The organism is Vibrio sp. 10N.261.54.A5 (assembly GCF_041471145.1).
GTDB classification, from domain to species: Bacteria; Pseudomonadota; Gammaproteobacteria; order Enterobacterales; family Vibrionaceae; genus Vibrio; species Vibrio crassostreae_C.
In genome coordinates, this window is record NZ_JBFRNU010000006.1 from 41,572 (window position 1) to 59,550 (window position 17,979).

Consider the following 17,979-nt stretch of genomic DNA (forward strand, 5'->3'; position numbering starts at 1 on the left):
GGGTACTACAGTTTGTAACCTGTAGCCATGTTGTTAACTCTCACTCTTGGAAGAGAATCGTTAACCTTTGTAACCAGTGGCTACGATAAACACTTCACGAGATCGAGCTCGAGAAGAGTCGGGTTTTCTAACTTTTACTGTTTTAAACATCTCACGGACGTCCTTAACGTATTGGTCAAACCCTTCGCCTTGGAATACTTTTACAACAAAACTACCATTGGTAGCTAGAACTTGTCGACACATATCCAAAGCTAATTCAACTAAATACATAGCTCTTGGCTGATCCACAGAATTGTTGCCTGCTATATTAGGTGCCATATCTGACATCACGACATCAACCATGTTTGGTTGTATACGTTCCAACAAGGCATCTAGCACAGCTTCTTCGCGGAAATCGCCTTGTAAAAAGCTAACACCAGCAATCGGATCCATTGGTAACAAGTCACACGCAATGATTTGTCCGTTGTCTCCAACAATCTTAGCAGCATATTGAGACCAACCGCCAGGTGCTGCACCCAAATCCACAATGGTCATCCCAGGAGACAGCAATTTATCTTTCGTTTGAATCTCTTCCATTTTGAAATAAGCACGTGAACGATAGCCTTTCTTTCTTGCTTCATTTGCGTACTTGTCGTCGAAGTGTTCCTTCAACCAACGGCCTGAACTGGCCGAGTGTTTCTGTTTGCTCATTGGATACCTAAATTGGAGGAAAGTACTAATTGCTGAATAAATTATAGTCTTCAGCTTTAGATGGCGTTAAAATAGGTTTTTTCAACCCTAATAGTAAAGAAAATTGGCCGCGTAATGAACCTAAGTACCAAACAAAAGCAGCATCTAAAGGGCCTAGCTCACAGTTTAAAACCTGTTGTGCTAATGGGCGCAAATGGACTTACTGAAGCTGTTCTAGCGGAAATCGAATTAGCTCTAGACCACCACGAACTGATCAAGATTAAAGTTGCATCAGAAGACCGTGAGACTAAGCAACTGATTATCGATGCAATTGTACGTGAAACTAAAGCTGAGAAAGTACAGACTATCGGTAAAGTTCTAGTACTGTTCCGTCAGTCAGAAGCACGTAAAATCGAGATTCCACGTAAATAAGAGCTTAATATAAGCTGACTTCACCAAGAGAAAGCCACAGCGCTTATCTTTTAGTGTAGCGTGAGAAACGAAAAAGGTCGCATTTAGCGACCTTTTTACTTATCAGAAACAAAGAAAATTCAATTAGATATATTCTACTTTGTCGATTTCGAAGTCTTTGTCACCACCAGGGGTAGAGATCATGACTTCGTCGCCTTCCATTTTACCGATAAGACCGCGAGCAATTGGCGATTTCACAGAAATGCGACCCGTTTTGATGTCTGCTTCGTCTTCTGAAACGATTTGGTAGCGGAACTCATCATCGGTATCCACATCAATCAGTGTCACTGTCGTACCAAAGATAATCTTGCCCGTATTATCCATTTGCGTTACATCGATGATCTGAGCCAGTGATAGCTTATATTCAATATCACGGATCTGAGCTTCACAAATACCCTGCTCTTCACGAGCGGCGTGGTATTCAGCATTCTCTTTCAGGTCACCTAGTTCACGTGCTTCACCAATAGCTGCTGAGATAACAGGGCGTAGCTTAAGTAGGCGATCTAATTCGTCACGTAGCTGCTGAGCGCCACGTACTGTCATTGGAACCTTTTCCATTTTTTACCTCTATGCCAAAGCTTTCTTTGGCCAACATAAATACACCCAACGTATTTATTGGGTGATAGAAACAAAACGATTTGGCTTAGTGTAAACAAACTTTATGGCTAAATCACCTTTATTCCACTTTGCGTTATAAAAGCTTTATCTAGGTCTAAATTACAGACATCACAAAAATGAATAATAACCTCCCCATCAATAAGTGGAGAGCTAAATACCTAAAAAAACAAAAAACAAACAAAATAAACACAGATCACACTTTTATAAAATACACTCAAAAACAACCACTTAAACAAAAAAGATACAATAAAACAGTGTTCATTTTTTAGTTTTATATCATTTTACTAACTGACCATGGAACTTTAGAGGTAAAAAGTAACCCATGGATTGCACTGGCATTTTCAGACTTCTGTTCTAATCATGATTATGAAGCCTGATTAATACAGGCAATACACAAAAGGGTTCAAATCCTTAATAAAACTTCTATGGACAGTAATTAGGAAATAATAACATGAACAAGACTATGATCGCGCTTGCTGTATCTGCTGCAGCTCTTGCTACTAACGCAGTGGCAGCCGACGGTAAACAAGCTGGTGATATTGCCGGTACTTCTGTATACAGCTCAAACGGCACTTCTCTAGAAATCGGTGGTCGTGCTGAAGCTCGTCTATCTCTAAAAGATGGCAAAGCTGAAGACAAAACACGTGTACGTCTTAACTTCCTAGGTAAAGTTGAAATCCAAGACGGCCTATACGGCGTTGGTTTCTACGAAGGCGAATTCACAACTGCTGAAAACGGTGGTGCTACAGACAGCAACAGCGACAGCATCACAAACCGTTACACATACGCTGGTATTGGCGGTACATTCGGTGAAGTTACATACGGTAAAAACGACGGTGCGCTAGGCGTTATCACTGACTTTACCGATATCATGTCTTACCACGGTAACTCAGCGGCAGACAAAATCGCAGTAGCTGACCGTTCAGACAACATGCTTTCTTACAAAGGTCAATTCCAAGACCTAGGCTTAAAAGCAAGCTACCGCTTCGCTGACCGTGATGTTGACGCTAACGATGAGTTCAGCGACAACGGTAAAGATGGCTACTCTCTATCTGCTATCTACGCAATCGGCGATTCTGGCGTTAAGCTAGGTGCTGGTTACGCAGACCAAGATCAATCTAACGAATACATGCTTTCTGCATCTTACCGCATGAGCGATTTCTACTTCGCTGGTGTATTCACTGATGGCGAAAAACAGACTACAGGTGTAATCAAGAACGATTCTGTAGACTACACAGGTTACGAATTCGCAACTGCGTACACACTAGATAAAACTGCATTCACGCTAACGTACAACAATGCAGAAACTGACGGTGAAACTTCTGCAGATAACGTTGCAATCGATGCAACTTACTACTTCAAGCCTAACTTCCGTACTTACATCTCGTACAATTTCAACCTAATCTCTGAAAATGATACGATCGGTACAACAAACCTAGCTTCTAACGGCAAAGCAACTTCTGCTCAAGCTGAAGACGAAATCGCTCTAGGTCTACGTTACGACTTCTAATTCTGATTATCTAATTGATTAATTAGTTAATTGAGAATCAAAACGCCCGCTATCTAGCGGGCGTTTTTTATATCTGTATACTAAAAACATCAGCCATCCAAGAAATCTTCTATGCGCCTTCTACCCACACTACTTGTATGTAGTTTTTCCATTAGCGCTTTCTCAGTTAACGCTTTCGCTTACCCCCCTCTAGATAAACTGCCTGATGGCAGTAGCACCAGTGTAATTTTGGAATCCCTGAAAGGCGATTCAAACAAACTGAATTCCAATAGTGATGGCTTCTATCCACCCGCCAGTACTTTGAAGCTGGTGACAGCTTTGGCGGCTAAGTTGGAGTTAGGGGATGACTTTCACTACACGACCAGCATTGTTCGTTCTGGTAATGACTCTATCATTTCATTTAGTGGCGACCCAACGCTACAACGAGAACAGCTTAAAAGCCTTTTGGCTCAATACGCAAAATCTCAATCCAGAACCATCAAGGGCAACTTATACCTAGATAACTCGACTTTTACGGGCTATCAGCGAGCGGTGGGTTGGCCTTGGGACATTCTAGGGGTTTGTTACAGCGCGCCTTCGAGTGCGATGACCTTAGACAGCAACTGCGCACAAGCCTCTATTTATACAAAAGATAACGGCAGCACTCGTGTCTATATTCCCGCTCACTATCCGATAGACGTGACAACCACCGCAGCCACGGTAACTCGATCAGGGCAGAAGGCGACACAATGCGACTTAGAGCTCATTACCACTCCAGACAACGCTTACAAGCTCTCTGGTTGCTTAGTAGAGCGTAAGAAGCCACTGCCACTCAAGTTCGCGATTCAAAATCCAGAACTTTACACCTATCAAGTCGTTACATCGCTTCTCAAAGAACTGAAAATAGAAGTAAAAGGTGATGTGATTATTGGTAAAAAAGCGCAAGCAGACAAAACCACGTTAGTCGCTAGTCACAACTCAGAAAAGCTTCCTGAACTGCTCGATATCATGCTCAAGAAGTCAGATAACCTTATCGCAGATAATCTAACTAAAACGCTAGGAGCAACATTTTATGTTCAACCGGGCAGCTTCAATAACGGCACTGAAGCAATAAAACAGATACTGCTGACCAAGGCTAATATTGACCTCAGTAAAGCGCAGCTCGTCGATGGCTCAGGGCTATCCAGAAATAACCGAATGAGGTCACAGACCATGGCTCAAGTGCTTCGTTATATCTGGGAAAACGATCAACAGCTCAGCCTGATTGAGGCTATGCCTACATCTGGCACTGATGGAACGCTCAAATACCGTCAGAGCATGAGAAAAGCACCGATTCAAGGCAACATTATCGCCAAGAGTGGTTCTCTATACGGCAGTTACAACATGGCGGGATACGGATTAGATAAAGCGGGAAAACCAAACTCTCTGTTTGTACAATTTGTCCGTGATTACTTCCCTGAAGAACAAGATCCAGACAAACCAGTGGAAGCACCTATCACCCAGTTTGAGCGTGCTTTCTACAAAGATGTGGTCGAGTTCAGTCAAACACAAAGCAAATCTAAGTAATGCTTAGCTCTGTGTAAACTTCTACTCAAACAATAAAAATGGCGCTGAAGACCTTAAATCTTCAGCGCCATTTTTGTTTCTCAGATGTATTTAGCTATTTTTATAGGTGCCTATTTTTATAGGAGCTAAGCGATACCGAGGAATGAGTTAACCACAGTGAAGTAGATCCACATTCCTGAGATATCAACTATGGAAGCAAGCACTGGGCTCACTAACACCGCTGGATCAAGCTTAAATAGCCTAGCAACTATCGGCAATCCGCCACCCAGCACGGTTGATATGGTCACCTGAATAAACAGCGCTACCGCAATCGCTAACGCAATCATGTTGATGTCATAGCCACCTGTCGATTGGTTTTCGCTAAATAGCAGAATACGTCCAATCATCACTACAGCAATCGCTAGAGCTAGACAAATAGCAACTCTAAACTCTTTCCACAGAACATTAGCCCATTGGCGTTTTTTTAACTCACCTGTGGCTAAGGCTCTGATAACCAAAGTCGCGGCTTGTGTTCCGGTATTACCACCAGCAGCAGCAATTACCGGCATGTAGATAGCCAAAAGAACCAACTGACTGAGAATGTCTTCATACTGAGCAATTATAAGCCCTGAGACAATTCCCAATAGTGCTAGCGCAATAATCCAACCGATACGCTGCCTTACGTGGCTCATGACGCCAGTAGAAAGGTAGCCCTGTTGAGGCTCCACCTCTGAGTAAATCAGCCCTAGTTGGTGAGCTAGATGTCGAGAGCGCTTCTCAAAGCCCTGCTCTTCTAACTCACTAAGTAAAGTCTGAATCGTACTCAAAGAGCATTGTCCCAGCACTAACACCGCATCTTCGAGTGGCATTCGGTTCAAAAGATTAATTTGTTGTTCACGTCCGTACTGTTGAAATGCATTCGATACAGCTTGGATGTCTTGCTCTGAGTACAGAGCTTCAATAGATAAAAAAGTGTTGTTCATTACCGTCATGGCGAATCTCCCGATTGGCAAAGGTAACGACCATCAAAACAAATAGCATAAGTTTATAGATTTATAGATTTATAGATTTATGGATTTATGGATTTATGCGCACCAAGAGCTGAAAGCTACTGGTGTGTCTACTTGTTAGAATCTAGTGTGTGGAAAAGAATGAGGGGGAAAAACAAAGATACCCTACCCGAACGGCAGGACAATAGATCAATACCGAGACGGGTTATTCTTCTCCATTCAAACTAGGAGGATGGTCGGTATTGTTCATAAAAATCTCCAGAATTACTGTCAATATGACAGCGCGCATAGTGTAGCAATAGCCGTTCAAAAACTTCGTCAAATTCCTGTCAATAAATAGGGGTCAATAAAAAAGGCATCCGTAGATGCCTTTTCGTTAAATCATTGAGATTTAATATTACTTGATAGTAATACGAGCAAATTTACGCTTACCTACTTGGTAAACTGCAGTACCTGCTTCAGGTACGAATTTGCTGTCTTCAATCTTCTCGCCTTCAAGCTTAGCCGCGCCTTGCTTGATCATACGCATCGCATCAGAAGTCGAGTTTACAAGACCCGCTTCTTTTAGAACGTTCGCAATTGGCAGGCCTGCTTCGAATTCAAACTCCGGCATTTCATCAGGAACTTGGTTCTTAGCAAAACGGTTAACGAACTCTTGCTCAGCGGCTTCAGCATCTGCTTCACTGTGGAAACGAGCGATGATCTCTTTAGCAAGAAGCACTTTAACGTCACGCGGGTTCTTACCTGCATCAACGCCAGCTTTCAGTTCCGCAACTTCTTCAAGAGGACGGAAAGACAGCAGCTCGTAGTAGCTCCACATTAGATCGTCAGAGATAGACATGATCTTACCAAACATCTCGCTTGGTGCTTCGCTAATACCGATGTAGTTATGCGCAGACTTAGACATCTTCTTAACACCGTCTAGACCAACAAGTAGTGGCATCATTAGTACCGCTTGTGGTTTTTGACCTGCTGCTTTTTGCAGTTCACGACCCATTAGAAGGTTAAACTTCTGGTCAGTACCGCCAAGCTCAACGTCGCTCTCTAGTGCAACAGAGTCGTGACCTTGTAGAAGTGGGTACATGAATTCGTGGATTGCGATCGGTTGACCACCAGCGTAACGCTTTTTGAAGTCATCACGCTCAAGCATACGAGCAACAGTTTGGTTAGAAGCAAGACGAATCATGCCTTCAGCGCCAAGCTCAGATAGCCATTCAGAGTTGAAACGAATTTGCGTCTTCGCAGGATCTAGAATCTTGAATACTTGCTCTTTGTAAGTTTCAGCATTCTTCAATACGTCTTCGCGGCTTAGCGGTGGACGTGTTGAGTTTTTACCTGATGGGTCACCAACCATTGCAGTGAAATCACCGATAAGGAATGTCACTTCATGACCAAGCTCTTGGAAAGCACGAAGCTTGTTAAAGATAACCGTATGGCCTAGGTGGATATCTGGAGCTGTTGGATCGGCACCCAGCTTAATGCGTAAAGGACGACCTTCTTTTAGTTTTGCAATCAGTTCGTCTTCTGGAATCAGTTCTTCTACGCCACGTTTGATCTCGGCTAGTGCAGCTTCAATACTCGCCATTCTTGTTCACTCCCACAGATTTGGCAAAAATACATTAATTAGACATCTTACTTGAATAGCGATGTATTTTGAAACCAGTTACACTATTCCGTCGTCGATTTTCATAATATTTACAGAACGAACCGGAACATGTTGTCTATTTTTGCACGCCTTCCTATTTTGCACCGGGCTTTTATCGCATTTTTTAGTGCCATAATTTTCGTCGCGATTTTCTTACTCCCCGACGTCAACAGTTTGCGTGACGATTCGGGCGCTTTAGTTGTGGGAAAACATTACCCACTGACTATCAATGCCTCTGCACTTATTAGCTCAAGTGACGCTCCACCGACGGCAGTGCTCAATTGGGAGAAATACACCGTTCGCTCTGGCGAAAGCACCTCTGTTTTATTTGAACGTATTGGCCTCTCATACCGTCTGCTGATCACGCTACTCAATACCAATAATGATATTAAGAAGCAGCTGTCTAACCTAAGACCTGGTGATGTCTTGCAGTTCGGCTTTGATGAAAACAACGACCTTATTCAGTTAAAACGACAACTTAGTGCGTTTGAAAGCTTCAAGATCACTAAATCTGGCGATTCTTTCTCATCAAGTTTCGACAAAAAAGAAGTGGTATACCAATACAATTATGCCGAAGCCAACATCACCTCTAACTTCTGGAACGCTGGCGTCAGCGCAGGTTTAACCGCAAACCAAATTATGGAACTGGCCGGCATCTTCGGTTGGGATATCGACTTTGCGTTAGATATTCGTAAGAACGACAGCTTCAAAATCTTATACCAAGAGAAAGTGGTTGAAGGTGAAGTAGTTGGTCGCGGTAAGATCATGGCAGCCGTATTCAAAAACCAAGGCGATTCATTTACCGCGGTATTGGATGATAAAAGCGGCAACTACTTCGATGAAAATGGTCGTGCGATGAAGAAGGCGTTCTTGCGCTCACCAATTGATTTTCGTCGCGTAACATCGAACTTTAACCCTACCAGGAGACACCCAGTAACCGGTAAGATTCGAGCTCACCGCGGTACTGACTACGCAGCCCCTGTTGGCACGCCTATCTGGGCAGCCGGTGACGGTATTGTTCAGAAGTCAGGTTACAACCAATTCAATGGTAACTACGTGTTCATCCGCCACAGCAACACCTACATCACCAAGTACCTGCACATGAAGCGACGTATGGTGAAAACCGGTCAGCGCGTAAAACAAGGCCAAACCATTGGTACTTTGGGCGGTACAGGCCGTGTGACTGGCCCGCACTTACATTATGAATTCTTGGTTAATGGCGTACATAAAAATGCGCGCACCGTGAAATTGCCTCAATCCAAGTCGTTAACTGGTAAAGCAAAAGCAACCTTTATTGCCAACTCAGAGATTCGATTAAGAAACCTTGAGCGATACGGTCAGTTACTAGCGACTAACTAGGCGTTTGTAGCTTCACTGCAAAATAGAAAAATGCAAAGAGCGCCCATCAAGGCGCTCTTTTTTATGCTCACATACCACAACTAGCTACTGTTTTTCAGGTTTGTTGTTCCGTCCAAGCATTAACAAACAAGGGGTTAATACTAAAGTCAGCACCGTGGCAAACGCCAAACCACCAGCAATAGCGGTCGCAAGCTGTGACCACCATTGTGTACTTGGCGCGCCAAACTCTATCTTTTGATTAATCAGGTCGATGTTCATCTCTAACACCATCGGCATTAAACCTAAGATAGTCGTAACCGTCGTGAGCATTACTGGCCTTAAACGCTGAACACCGGTTCTTAGAATCGCATCTCGCTTGTCCAAGCCTCTTTTGATGAGCTGATTATAAGTATCAATCAACACGATGTTGTTGTTCACGACTATGCCGGCGAGCGCTATTACCCCAATTCCCGACATCACAATGCCAAACGGACGTTGGAAGATCAGTAAGCCAACGAACACGCCAACGGTCGAAAACAATACAGCACTCAGAATCAAAAACGCTTGATAGAAGCTATTGAACTGAGTAATCAGAATCAAAGCCATTACCGCCAAAGCAACCAAGAAAGCACTTTGTAAAAAGGCTGACGAGTTTTCTTGTTCTTCGTTTTGACCACGGATGCGAAATTCCACGCTACTCGGCAGCCCTAGCTCACTCAATGCTTGTTCGATCTTTGGTAGTTCGAGAGCAAGGTTATACCCTTCTTCCATATCCGCCATGATGTTCACCACACGCTTGCCATCAAGGCGTTTAATGGTGTCTTGCTTATGGTCGGGAACGATCTGAGCGAAATTAGTAATAGGTACTAAACCTGCTGGCGTTTTCACCCTAAGCTGGTCGAAGCGCCCGATATCACGCTTATCATTAGGGTAGCGCACCAAGATATCGACCTCTTCTGAAGAGTCATCGGGCAGATAATCACCAATCTTGAGACCATTAGTCACGAATTGAACGGTATTACCCACTAAGGTCGCATCAGCTGCAAAGCGCGCAGCATCGTCGCGGCGAATATCCACCTTCCAATCGATGCCATCTTTACTCGCAGTATCGCTGATATTGGTCAGTGCTTTATTTCCATCAGCCCAACCTCTCACAATTTTTGCAGCCTGATTGAGCTGCTCTGGAGTTCTTGCCGACAGCTCAATCACTAAGTCATTTTCAACCGGAGGCCCAGCATCAGGGAACTTATATTCAATCTCAACACCAGCGTATTGATCGGTTTGTACCTTCAACTCATCAATAATCGCCTTAACGCTGCGTCGATATTGCCAGTCAACAGGCGTAATTGAGATCAAACCAATCTGGTCGTCACCACCAGTACGCGTGTAAACGGTATCGAACTCATCATGATTGAGCATCATCAGTTCAATATCACGCATGATGTCATCCTTTTCTTGGATAGACAGATCCCCATGCGAGCGAACTTTGACATTAAAGAATGGCGGATCAACTTCTGGGAAGAACTCTGCACCTAGACCCGCTTTTGAATAAGTAAAACCAACTGCAACCGCGAGCAGTGCCGCACTGAACAAAATCTTAAAGGGGTGTTTAATCGCTAAAGAAAGCGTGTGGTAGTAAGCCTTGGTTAAACCAGTAGCCTGTGAAAAGTCACCATTATGCAGTGCGACCATTCGAGCTTGGCTTTTAGACGATACGTATTGAGGTTTGCCAATCAAACCGCCCAGCACGGGCACAAACAACAACGCCATGATCAATGATGCAGTTAAAGTCGCGATCAGAGTTAGTGGTAAGAACTTCATAAATTCGCCCGTCACATCAGGCCAAAACAGTAACGGAGCAAATGCGGCTAAGGTTGTGGCAGTCGATGCGGTTATCGGCCACGCCATCCGTTTCGCTGCATCTCGGTAAGCGGCTTTGCGCCCTTCACCCTCTTGCATTCGCCTGTCTGCAAATTCGGTCACCACAATCGCACCGTCTACTAGCATCCCCACCGCCATAATCAGAGAGAACAGCACTACGATGTTGACGGTTAAGCCAAACACCGAAAGAACCAATAACCCGGTTAGGAATGAGCCTGGAATGGAAATACCCACTAACAAAGCGGTACGCACACCAAGAATCGCGATGATAACGATCACCACCAGAATAATGGCGGATAAGATATTGTTTTGCAGATCATTAAGCATGATCTTCACATCTTTAGATTCATCCCAGGTGTATTTGACCAACAGGTTATTTGGCCATTCCGCTTGCTGCTGAGCACCAGCCATTACCGCTTTGACTAGCTCAACGGTTTCGATGATGTTCTCACCTGCACGCTTCTTGATATCCAACACCACCGCAGATTTGCCATCTAAACGAGCAAAACTTTCAGGATCTCGAAACGCTCGACGAACCGTAGCGACATCGCCAAAAGTGACCACCTGCTTGCCATCCACTTTAATAGGCAACTCAAGCACGTCTTTTAAGGAGTTAAATACCGAAGGGACTTTGACAGAAAAACGTCCGTAGCCAGTATCAACAAAACCTGCGGCCACCACTCGATTGTTCAGAGCGATCAGATTATAGATATCCGCTTGATCTAAGCTGTAGCTCTCCATCAATAACGGATCGACAATGATCTCGACGATGTCAGCGCGATCGCCCGCAATATCGACTTCAAGGATTTGGCGATAGCTTTCTAATTTGTCTCCAAGCTCTCGGGCAATTTGCACTATGGTGCGCTCAGGAACGGTACCGAATAGCACAACAGACAAAACAGGTTGCTCAGAAGCCAGCGTCACCTCATTTACGGTCGGTTCGTCACTGTCTTCTGGTAGTTTTGGTTTAGCCAGATCAACCGCGTCACGCACATCGGCCATTGCTTTGGTGAGATCGACGCCAACATTAAACTCCAACACAACAGAGGCATGCCCTTCTGCTGCGGTTGCTGTCATCTCTTTTACGCCTTCAATCGACCTCAGCTCTTGCTCAATAGGTCGAACCAATAAACGTTCTGCATCCGTTGGCGAGATCCCTTGGTGCCCGACCGAAACATAGATAATTGGGATGGTAATGTCTGGGCTCGATTCCTTAGGTATCGTGATATAGGTGACGACACCGGCTACAAGGATTAACGCTAAAAGGGAGAGCATTGTTCGAGCACGAGACAAGGCTGCATCAATAATTGAATACATCGGTTATCTCCTACTCTGCGGTTACGTTAGAGAGTTCAGCGACTTGCTCAACAGCAATCACCGAATCACCATCACGCACAAACCCTTGGCCTACTGTGATGATATCGACGCGTTGACCTAGCCCCGTGAGCCACACTCCATCTTGTTCGGCCTTTACTAGCTGAATGCCTACAAACTTCACCGTTGGTGAGTCATCGACTGAAACCAAGGTTTTGACCCCTAGGTTACCCGCCTCATCCAATGCTAGCATCGCCGGTGTTATCTTTATTGCATCTCTTGTTTCTAGGTTGAGTTTAACTTCGGCACTGACACCTGCTGGTAATAGGCCTTTAGAGTTATCGATTTCTATCTCGATTGGGAAGGTATTAGTAGCAACAGAAGAGATACGAGAAACATAGCGTAAACGGCCTTCCGCTTCTTCTCGCCCTAACAAACGAACCAAAGCAGATTGATTGACTAGCAAATGTTGGATATGACGCTCACTGACATCCGCCTCAATAACCAAAGGATCGAGGTCAATCACGCCAGCAACAGGATCGCCAACACTAACGAAATCACCGAGCTCCACCATCAAATCTTGAACCACACCCGAAAAAGGCGAAGTAATCACAGTATTCTTTAAAGCCAACTCCGCATTGCGCATCATGGCTTTTGCTTCTGTTAATGAAGCCTCAGCTGTGGTGTAGGCGATTTCACCTTGCAGTCCTCTTTTCTTCAGTGACTGCGCCGCTTTGAACTCTTTCTGCTTCAAGCGATATAACGCAGATGCTCGCTCTAGTTGAATCTCTAAATCACCCTTATCTATCTGGGCAATGGCTTGTCCTGCTTTAACCATCCCCCCCTTAACAACATTCAATCTGACAATCTTACCCGCGACTTCTGCACCTAGACGAGCATGCCTATCGGGCGCCGTTCTTCCATAGAGATCAATCGTTTTAAAGGTCGGTGATGAGGTGAAGGTTTGAAAGGAAACCTTAGCCAGCGGAATTTCTGTTGCCTTTTTTTCAGGTGACTCTTCTGCTTGCCCTACGCCTAAACCAAGCCAGATCGACAACAACACGACTAGAGTCAGAGAAACCAGCCACGGCTGCTTCAATTTCTGAAAAAGTGGTGAGTTAGAAAATAGAGTGGGCATAACAAATCCTTTTGTCCGATGTCATTCAGGCGCGCTAGTTGGCTTAATAGCGTGATGTGCAACTTCCTTATGCACAAAGGTAACCTTAACAGACCAATCCTCAACGAAGTTGGACGCTATCGACAGTTTAAAAAATATGCCGTGTACTAAAAATGACAAAATAGAAGGTTGGAATGATTTTAAAAGCAATAACTTAATATGTCTTAGCAATTTTGAGGCTGCGTGACAAACAAGAGCCTTGCTAAGAAAGGAGCTTTGTTATGAAGAGAAATTTGGGGATATAAAAACAAAAACGCCGAACATAAGTTCGGCGTTTACAACCTTCTGGTGTGGCTTTCAGCTAATGCAGCTTTGAGCTCATGCTATACGCTAAATGATGCACCACAACCACATGTTGTTGTCGCGTTCGGGTTGTTCACAAAGAAACGAGCGCCTTCTAGGCCTTCTGTGTAATCAACCATGCCGCCCATTAAGTACTGTAGGCTCATTGGGTCAACAACCAGCGTTACACCGCTGTTTACAATCGTAGTGTCGCCATCATTTACTTTTTCATCAAATGTGAAGCCGTATTGGAAACCGCTACAACCACCACCTGTAATGTATACACGCAGTTTTAGTTCTGGGTTTTCTTCTTCAGCAATTAGCGTTTGTACGCGGGTAGCTGCTGCATCAGAAAAAGACAATGGGATATTTACTTCGCTCACGACAACCTCTCTTACCTGTGTCAAAAACAACATGATACAAATCTAATTCGAGACCATAGTTGTTGAGTATTTTCTTATATTCCGGTGATTATCTAATACCTGACTGAAACGTTCAAGTATTCACCACAGGATCGGTCCTTTTACTGCTGTAAACTCACCAATATCTAACAATTAAAACGTGTAACCACACAAAACAACCAGATTCGGGTGATTATCTGGGCGAAAGCATTCCTAGTTGGATTAGGGATAGGTACAATGCGTGCCAATTGGTCCGACAGTCAAAAGAGGATATATCAATGACCAAATCAGCAGAGCTGTACGAAAAAGCACAGCAAACCATTCCTGGTGGCGTAAACTCTCCAGTTCGTGCATTCAATGGCGTAGGTGGTTCTCCAATCTTCGTTGAACGCGCTGATGGCCCACTTATTTTTGATGCTGATGGTAAAGCGTATATCGATTACGTTGGCTCTTGGGGTCCAATGATCCTTGGTCACAACCACGCGGTTATTCGTGACGCAGTTATTGCAGCAGCTCAACGCGGCCTTAGCTTCGGTGCTCCAACCGAAACTGAAATCAAAATGGCTGAACTGGTATCTGAGATGGTTCCATCAATGGAACAGCTACGTATGGTGAGCTCAGGTACAGAAGCAACAATGAGCGCGATTCGTCTAGCTCGTGGCTTCACTGGTCGTGACAAAATTCTTAAGTTTGAAGGCTGCTACCACGGCCACGCAGACAGCCTACTTGTAAAAGCTGGTTCTGGCGCACTGACTTTAGGTCAACCAAGCTCTCCAGGCGTACCGGCTGATTTTGCGAAACTAACGCTAACAGCAACCTTCAACAATCTAGATTCAGTACGTGAAATCTTCGCAGCAAACAAAGGCGAGATCGCTTGTATCATCGTTGAGCCAGTAGCGGGTAACATGAACTGTATCCCTCCTGTAGAAGGCTTCCACGAAGGTCTACGTGAAATCTGTGATCAAGAAGGTGCATTGCTAATCTTTGATGAAGTAATGACAGGTTTCCGCGTTGCTGAAGGTTGTGCTCAGGCTTACTACAACATCAAGCCAGACCTAACGTGTCTTGGTAAAGTGATTGGCGGCGGCATGCCTGTCGGTGCTTTCGGTGGTCGTAAAGACGTGATGCAATACATCGCACCAACTGGCCCTGTTTACCAAGCGGGTACGCTTTCAGGTAACCCTGTTGCAATGGCTGCTGGCTACGCATGTTTGAACCTTCTACGAGAAGAAGGCAACGAAAAGCGTCTAGCTTCAAAAACTAAGCAGTTGGCAAAAGGCTTCAAGCAACTTGCTGACAAGCACGGCATCCCGATGCTAGTTCATCAAGTTGGCGGTATGTTTGGTTTCTTCTTCACAGATCAAGAAACTGTGACGTGCTACGAAGATGTAACTAAGTGTGATGTAGAACGCTTCAAGCGCTTCTTCCACCTAATGTTAGATCACGGTGTTTACCTTGCACCTTCAGCATTCGAAGCAAGCTTTACTTCTCTTGCTCATGGTTCAAAAGAACTTGATGCAACACTAGAAGCTGCCGACCGCTCTCTTGCGATCATTGCTGCTGAAAGCAAATAATCGAAAGCACTTTATAAGTCGCTAACCGATTGAATTTAGGGCTGCATTAAATGCAGCCCTTTTTATATATCGCGCTCACCAGCCAAAAAATATGACAGCTTATTTAGCCGTCGACTAAGGCTAAAGCTGAACCAAAAGCGATTAACGTTCCCAGAAAAGAAAAACCAACAACATCAAAGTACCGAGGAACATTCTGAACCAAGGGATCTCTTTTTTTGTTTGCTGTTCTTCGTCTTGGCATTTCTTATCTTTATTACAGCATCCCATTATCAAAACTCCTCATTGCTAACTCTCTGTTTTGCAGCCATTATAAACTCAGAACGCAAATATAGAGACCATTACCGTGTCAGAAAAACTCAAAATCAATTCCAGCCACTGGGTGATCATCATTGCCCTACTCGCGGCGGCTTATGCTTGTTACTTGCTTATCGAGCCATACGTTAACTCTATCGTGATGGCCTTTATCATTTCACTATTGATGTTCCCAATCCATGAGTGGCTTGAAAAAAAGCTCCCGAATAAAGAAAACATCGTCTCTCTGCTGTCTTGTATCATACTGACCTTCATTATTGTTATCCCTTTATTGGCAGTATTCGCAGCAATTGTTCAGCAAGGTTCTCTGTTCTCTCAGAACACCTACCAATGGGTAACACACGGCGGCATTCAGACTCTGTTTGCTCATCCGTTAGTGGTCAAAGCGCTGTCATTTGTGAATAACTACCTGCCTTTCGACAATATTGAGCCCCAAGCCATCGCACAAAAAGTCGGTGAGTTTGCGACAAGCTTTGGTTCTAAGCTAGTTGGTATCAGTGCCAAAATCTTAGGTGACGCGACCAATTTCTTGATGGATTTCTTCTTGATGCTGTTCGTTTTGTTCTTCTTATTAAGAGATCACGACAAAATCATCAGTGTGGTTCGTCATATTCTGCCGCTGTCTCGTAGCCAAGAAGACAAACTTCTAACAGAGATAGAACAAGTATCTAAATCAGCAGTAATGGGCTCATTCTTAACCGCAATCGCGCAAGGTTTTGCCGGCGGTTTAGGTATGTGGATTGCCGGTTTCCCAGGTCTATTCTGGGGTACTATGATGGGCTTTGCCTCTTTCATCCCAGTTGTGGGTACCGCATTAATCTGGATTCCAGCAGCAACCTACTTGTTCCTAACTGGTGATACCACGTGGGCGATTTTCCTAACGGTTTACTGTGTAGCGATTGTTGGTTCAATTGATAACCTTCTGCGTCCGCTGCTAATGCAAGGCAGTGCAGGCATGAATACCCTGATGATCTTCTTCTCACTATTGGGTGGTATTCAACTGTTTGGCCTAATTGGTCTTATCTACGGACCATTGATTTTTGCGATTACCATTGTCCTATTCAACATCTACGATGAAGAGTTTAAGGACTTTTTAAACCAGCAAGACAAGAGTTAACGAACTTGACGTCAACTTGATTGGCGAACCCGTATTAAACACTTCAAGCTTTGGGCGGATTATGCGAAAATCCGCCCTCATTTTTTGCTAACGATTCAACAGAGTGTCCTATGTCAGCTTATATTGCACCAAGCCAGATTGCTCAACGCCAACTCGCCTACTTTGAAGGCAAACATGTTTTAGTTGCCGGTGAGGCAGAAGACTTGTTCCCTGTTGAGTTAGCGAAGCATTGTGAATCTGTCTCTGTGTTTACTTCTAATTACAGCTACTACCGTCAATTAGAAGGCTACAACACCATCCAACGTTTTTATGGTGCGGAGTTTACCGAAGAGACCAAAGCCGACTTAGTGATGTTGTACTGGCCAAAAGCCAAAGCGGAAGCGGAATTTTTGTTGGCGATGCTATTTGCCAAGCTAGGCAAAGATACCGAGATCGTCGTGGTTGGTGAAAACCGTTCAGGCGTGAAAAGCATCGAGAAGATGTTTGCTCCTTACGGCAAAGTTGTTAAATACGATTCAGCGCGTCGTTGCTCTTTCTACTGGGGTCAATGCTTCGAGCAACCACAAGCGTTCAACCTGCAAGACTGGTTTAAGACCTACACGGTTAACATTGGTGAGCAATCACTTACGGTAAAAAGCCTTCCTGGCGTCTTCAGTCACGGTCAATTCGATGTCGGTAGCCAACTTCTGTTGGATACTCTGCCAAAACTAAAAGGCAAGGTACTGGATTTTGGCTGTGGTGCAGGCGTATTGGGCGCGGTGATGGCATCTCGTAACCCAGATATCGAGCTAGAAATGTGCGACATCAGTGCATTTGCCGTGGCATCAAGCCAAGCAACGCTAGAAGCGAATGGTTTAACGGGTAAAGTCTTCGCATCCGATGTCTATTCTGATACTGCAGAAGACTATCAGTTCATCATCAGTAACCCACCATTCCATTCAGGTTTAGACACTAGCTACAGCGCGACTGAGACCTTACTTTCTCAGGCTCCTAAGCATTTGAAGCGTTCTGGTGAGATGATTATTGTTGCGAATAGTTTCTTAAAATACATTCCAATTATTGAACAAGCGTTTGGAAAATGCGCGACTCTAAATAAGACCACTAAATTCGCGATCTATCACGCAAACAAATAACCT

14 protein-coding genes are annotated in these 17,979 nt (G+C 44.4%); 7 read left to right on the plus strand and 7 right to left on the minus strand.

Annotation, left to right across the window (positions count from 1 at the left end; genetic code table 11):
• Nucleotides 1–60: 60 nt before the first annotated feature.
• Nucleotides 61–690, minus strand: coding sequence for a 23S rRNA (uridine(2552)-2'-O)-methyltransferase RlmE (gene rlmE, locus AB4329_RS01350; RefSeq protein ID WP_017059396.1), 630 nt, complete (start codon nucleotides 688–690; stop codon nucleotides 61–63).
• A 114-nt stretch (nucleotides 691–804) separates the two neighbouring features.
• Here rlmE and yhbY point away from each other — a divergent pair, with 114 nt between their 5' ends.
• Nucleotides 805–1,101 carry a ribosome assembly RNA-binding protein YhbY gene (yhbY, locus tag AB4329_RS01355; RefSeq protein WP_004738252.1) on the plus strand — a complete coding sequence of 99 codons (297 nt, stop codon included), beginning with the start codon at nucleotides 805–807 and terminating at the stop codon, nucleotides 1,099–1,101.
• Nucleotides 1,102–1,224: 123 nt separating this feature from the next.
• On the opposite strand, the gene greA is transcribed toward yhbY, so the two are convergent.
• Nucleotides 1,225–1,698, minus strand: a complete 474-nt coding sequence (gene greA / locus AB4329_RS01360) for a transcription elongation factor GreA (RefSeq protein WP_017059397.1) — start codon at nucleotides 1,696–1,698, stop codon at nucleotides 1,225–1,227.
• Between the two features lie 511 nt (nucleotides 1,699–2,209).
• Here greA and AB4329_RS01365 point away from each other — a divergent pair.
• Nucleotides 2,210–3,268: a porin gene (locus tag AB4329_RS01365; protein WP_136973789.1), complete on the plus strand. Its 1,059-nt coding sequence runs from the start codon at nucleotides 2,210–2,212 to the stop codon at nucleotides 3,266–3,268.
• Nucleotides 3,269–3,379: 111 nt separating this feature from the next.
• Nucleotides 3,380–4,813, plus strand: coding sequence for a serine-type D-Ala-D-Ala carboxypeptidase (gene dacB, locus AB4329_RS01370; RefSeq protein ID WP_372132666.1), 1,434 nt, complete (start codon nucleotides 3,380–3,382; stop codon nucleotides 4,811–4,813).
• Nucleotides 4,814–4,938: 125 nt separating this feature from the next.
• Here the strand turns inward: dacB and AB4329_RS01375 are convergent, their stop codons facing one another.
• Together AB4329_RS01375 and tyrS are read right to left on the minus strand one after the other, a co-directional pair.
• Nucleotides 4,939–5,784 carry a magnesium transporter gene (locus AB4329_RS01375; protein ID WP_017068902.1) on the minus strand — a complete coding sequence of 282 codons (846 nt, stop codon included), beginning with the start codon at nucleotides 5,782–5,784 and terminating at the stop codon, nucleotides 4,939–4,941.
• 415 nt (nucleotides 5,785–6,199) lie between these two features.
• Nucleotides 6,200–7,387 (minus strand): tyrosine--tRNA ligase, encoded by a 1,188-nt coding sequence (gene tyrS, locus AB4329_RS01380; protein WP_017059402.1) that lies wholly within the window; start codon nucleotides 7,385–7,387, stop codon nucleotides 6,200–6,202.
• A gap of 129 nt (nucleotides 7,388–7,516) precedes the next feature.
• Here tyrS and AB4329_RS01385 point away from each other — a divergent pair, with 129 nt between their 5' ends.
• A complete protein-coding gene (locus AB4329_RS01385) occupies nucleotides 7,517–8,806 on the plus strand; it encodes a peptidoglycan DD-metalloendopeptidase family protein (protein WP_065584911.1) in 1,290 nt (429 codons plus the stop codon).
• 84 nt (nucleotides 8,807–8,890) lie between these two features.
• Here AB4329_RS01385 and AB4329_RS01390 read toward each other — a convergent pair whose 3' ends face one another.
• From AB4329_RS01390 to erpA, 3 genes are all read right to left on the minus strand, one after another.
• On the minus strand, nucleotides 8,891–11,983 hold the full coding sequence (locus tag AB4329_RS01390; protein WP_017063268.1) for an efflux RND transporter permease subunit: 3,093 nt from the start codon (nucleotides 11,981–11,983) through the stop codon (nucleotides 8,891–8,893).
• 10 nt (nucleotides 11,984–11,993) lie between these two features.
• Complete coding sequence (locus AB4329_RS01395; protein WP_017059405.1) at nucleotides 11,994–13,118, minus strand: efflux RND transporter periplasmic adaptor subunit; 1,125 nt, start codon at nucleotides 13,116–13,118, stop codon at nucleotides 11,994–11,996.
• Nucleotides 13,119–13,480: 362 nt separating this feature from the next.
• On the minus strand, nucleotides 13,481–13,822 hold the full coding sequence (erpA, locus tag AB4329_RS01400) for an iron-sulfur cluster insertion protein ErpA (protein WP_004734539.1): 342 nt from the start codon (nucleotides 13,820–13,822) through the stop codon (nucleotides 13,481–13,483).
• 296 nt (nucleotides 13,823–14,118) lie between these two features.
• Here erpA and hemL point away from each other — a divergent pair, with 296 nt between their 5' ends.
• The 3 genes from hemL (at nucleotide 14,119) to rsmC (ending at nucleotide 17,976) form a co-directional block, all read left to right on the plus strand.
• Nucleotides 14,119–15,414: a glutamate-1-semialdehyde 2,1-aminomutase gene (gene hemL, locus AB4329_RS01405; protein ID WP_010436060.1), complete on the plus strand. Its 1,296-nt coding sequence runs from the start codon at nucleotides 14,119–14,121 to the stop codon at nucleotides 15,412–15,414.
• Between the two features lie 343 nt (nucleotides 15,415–15,757).
• Nucleotides 15,758–16,843 (plus strand): AI-2E family transporter, encoded by a 1,086-nt coding sequence (locus AB4329_RS01410; protein WP_017059406.1) that lies wholly within the window; start codon nucleotides 15,758–15,760, stop codon nucleotides 16,841–16,843.
• A gap of 110 nt (nucleotides 16,844–16,953) precedes the next feature.
• Nucleotides 16,954–17,976 (plus strand): 16S rRNA (guanine(1207)-N(2))-methyltransferase RsmC, encoded by a 1,023-nt coding sequence (gene rsmC, locus AB4329_RS01415; RefSeq protein WP_017066801.1) that lies wholly within the window; start codon nucleotides 16,954–16,956, stop codon nucleotides 17,974–17,976.
• Nucleotides 17,977–17,979 lie beyond the last annotated feature (3 nt).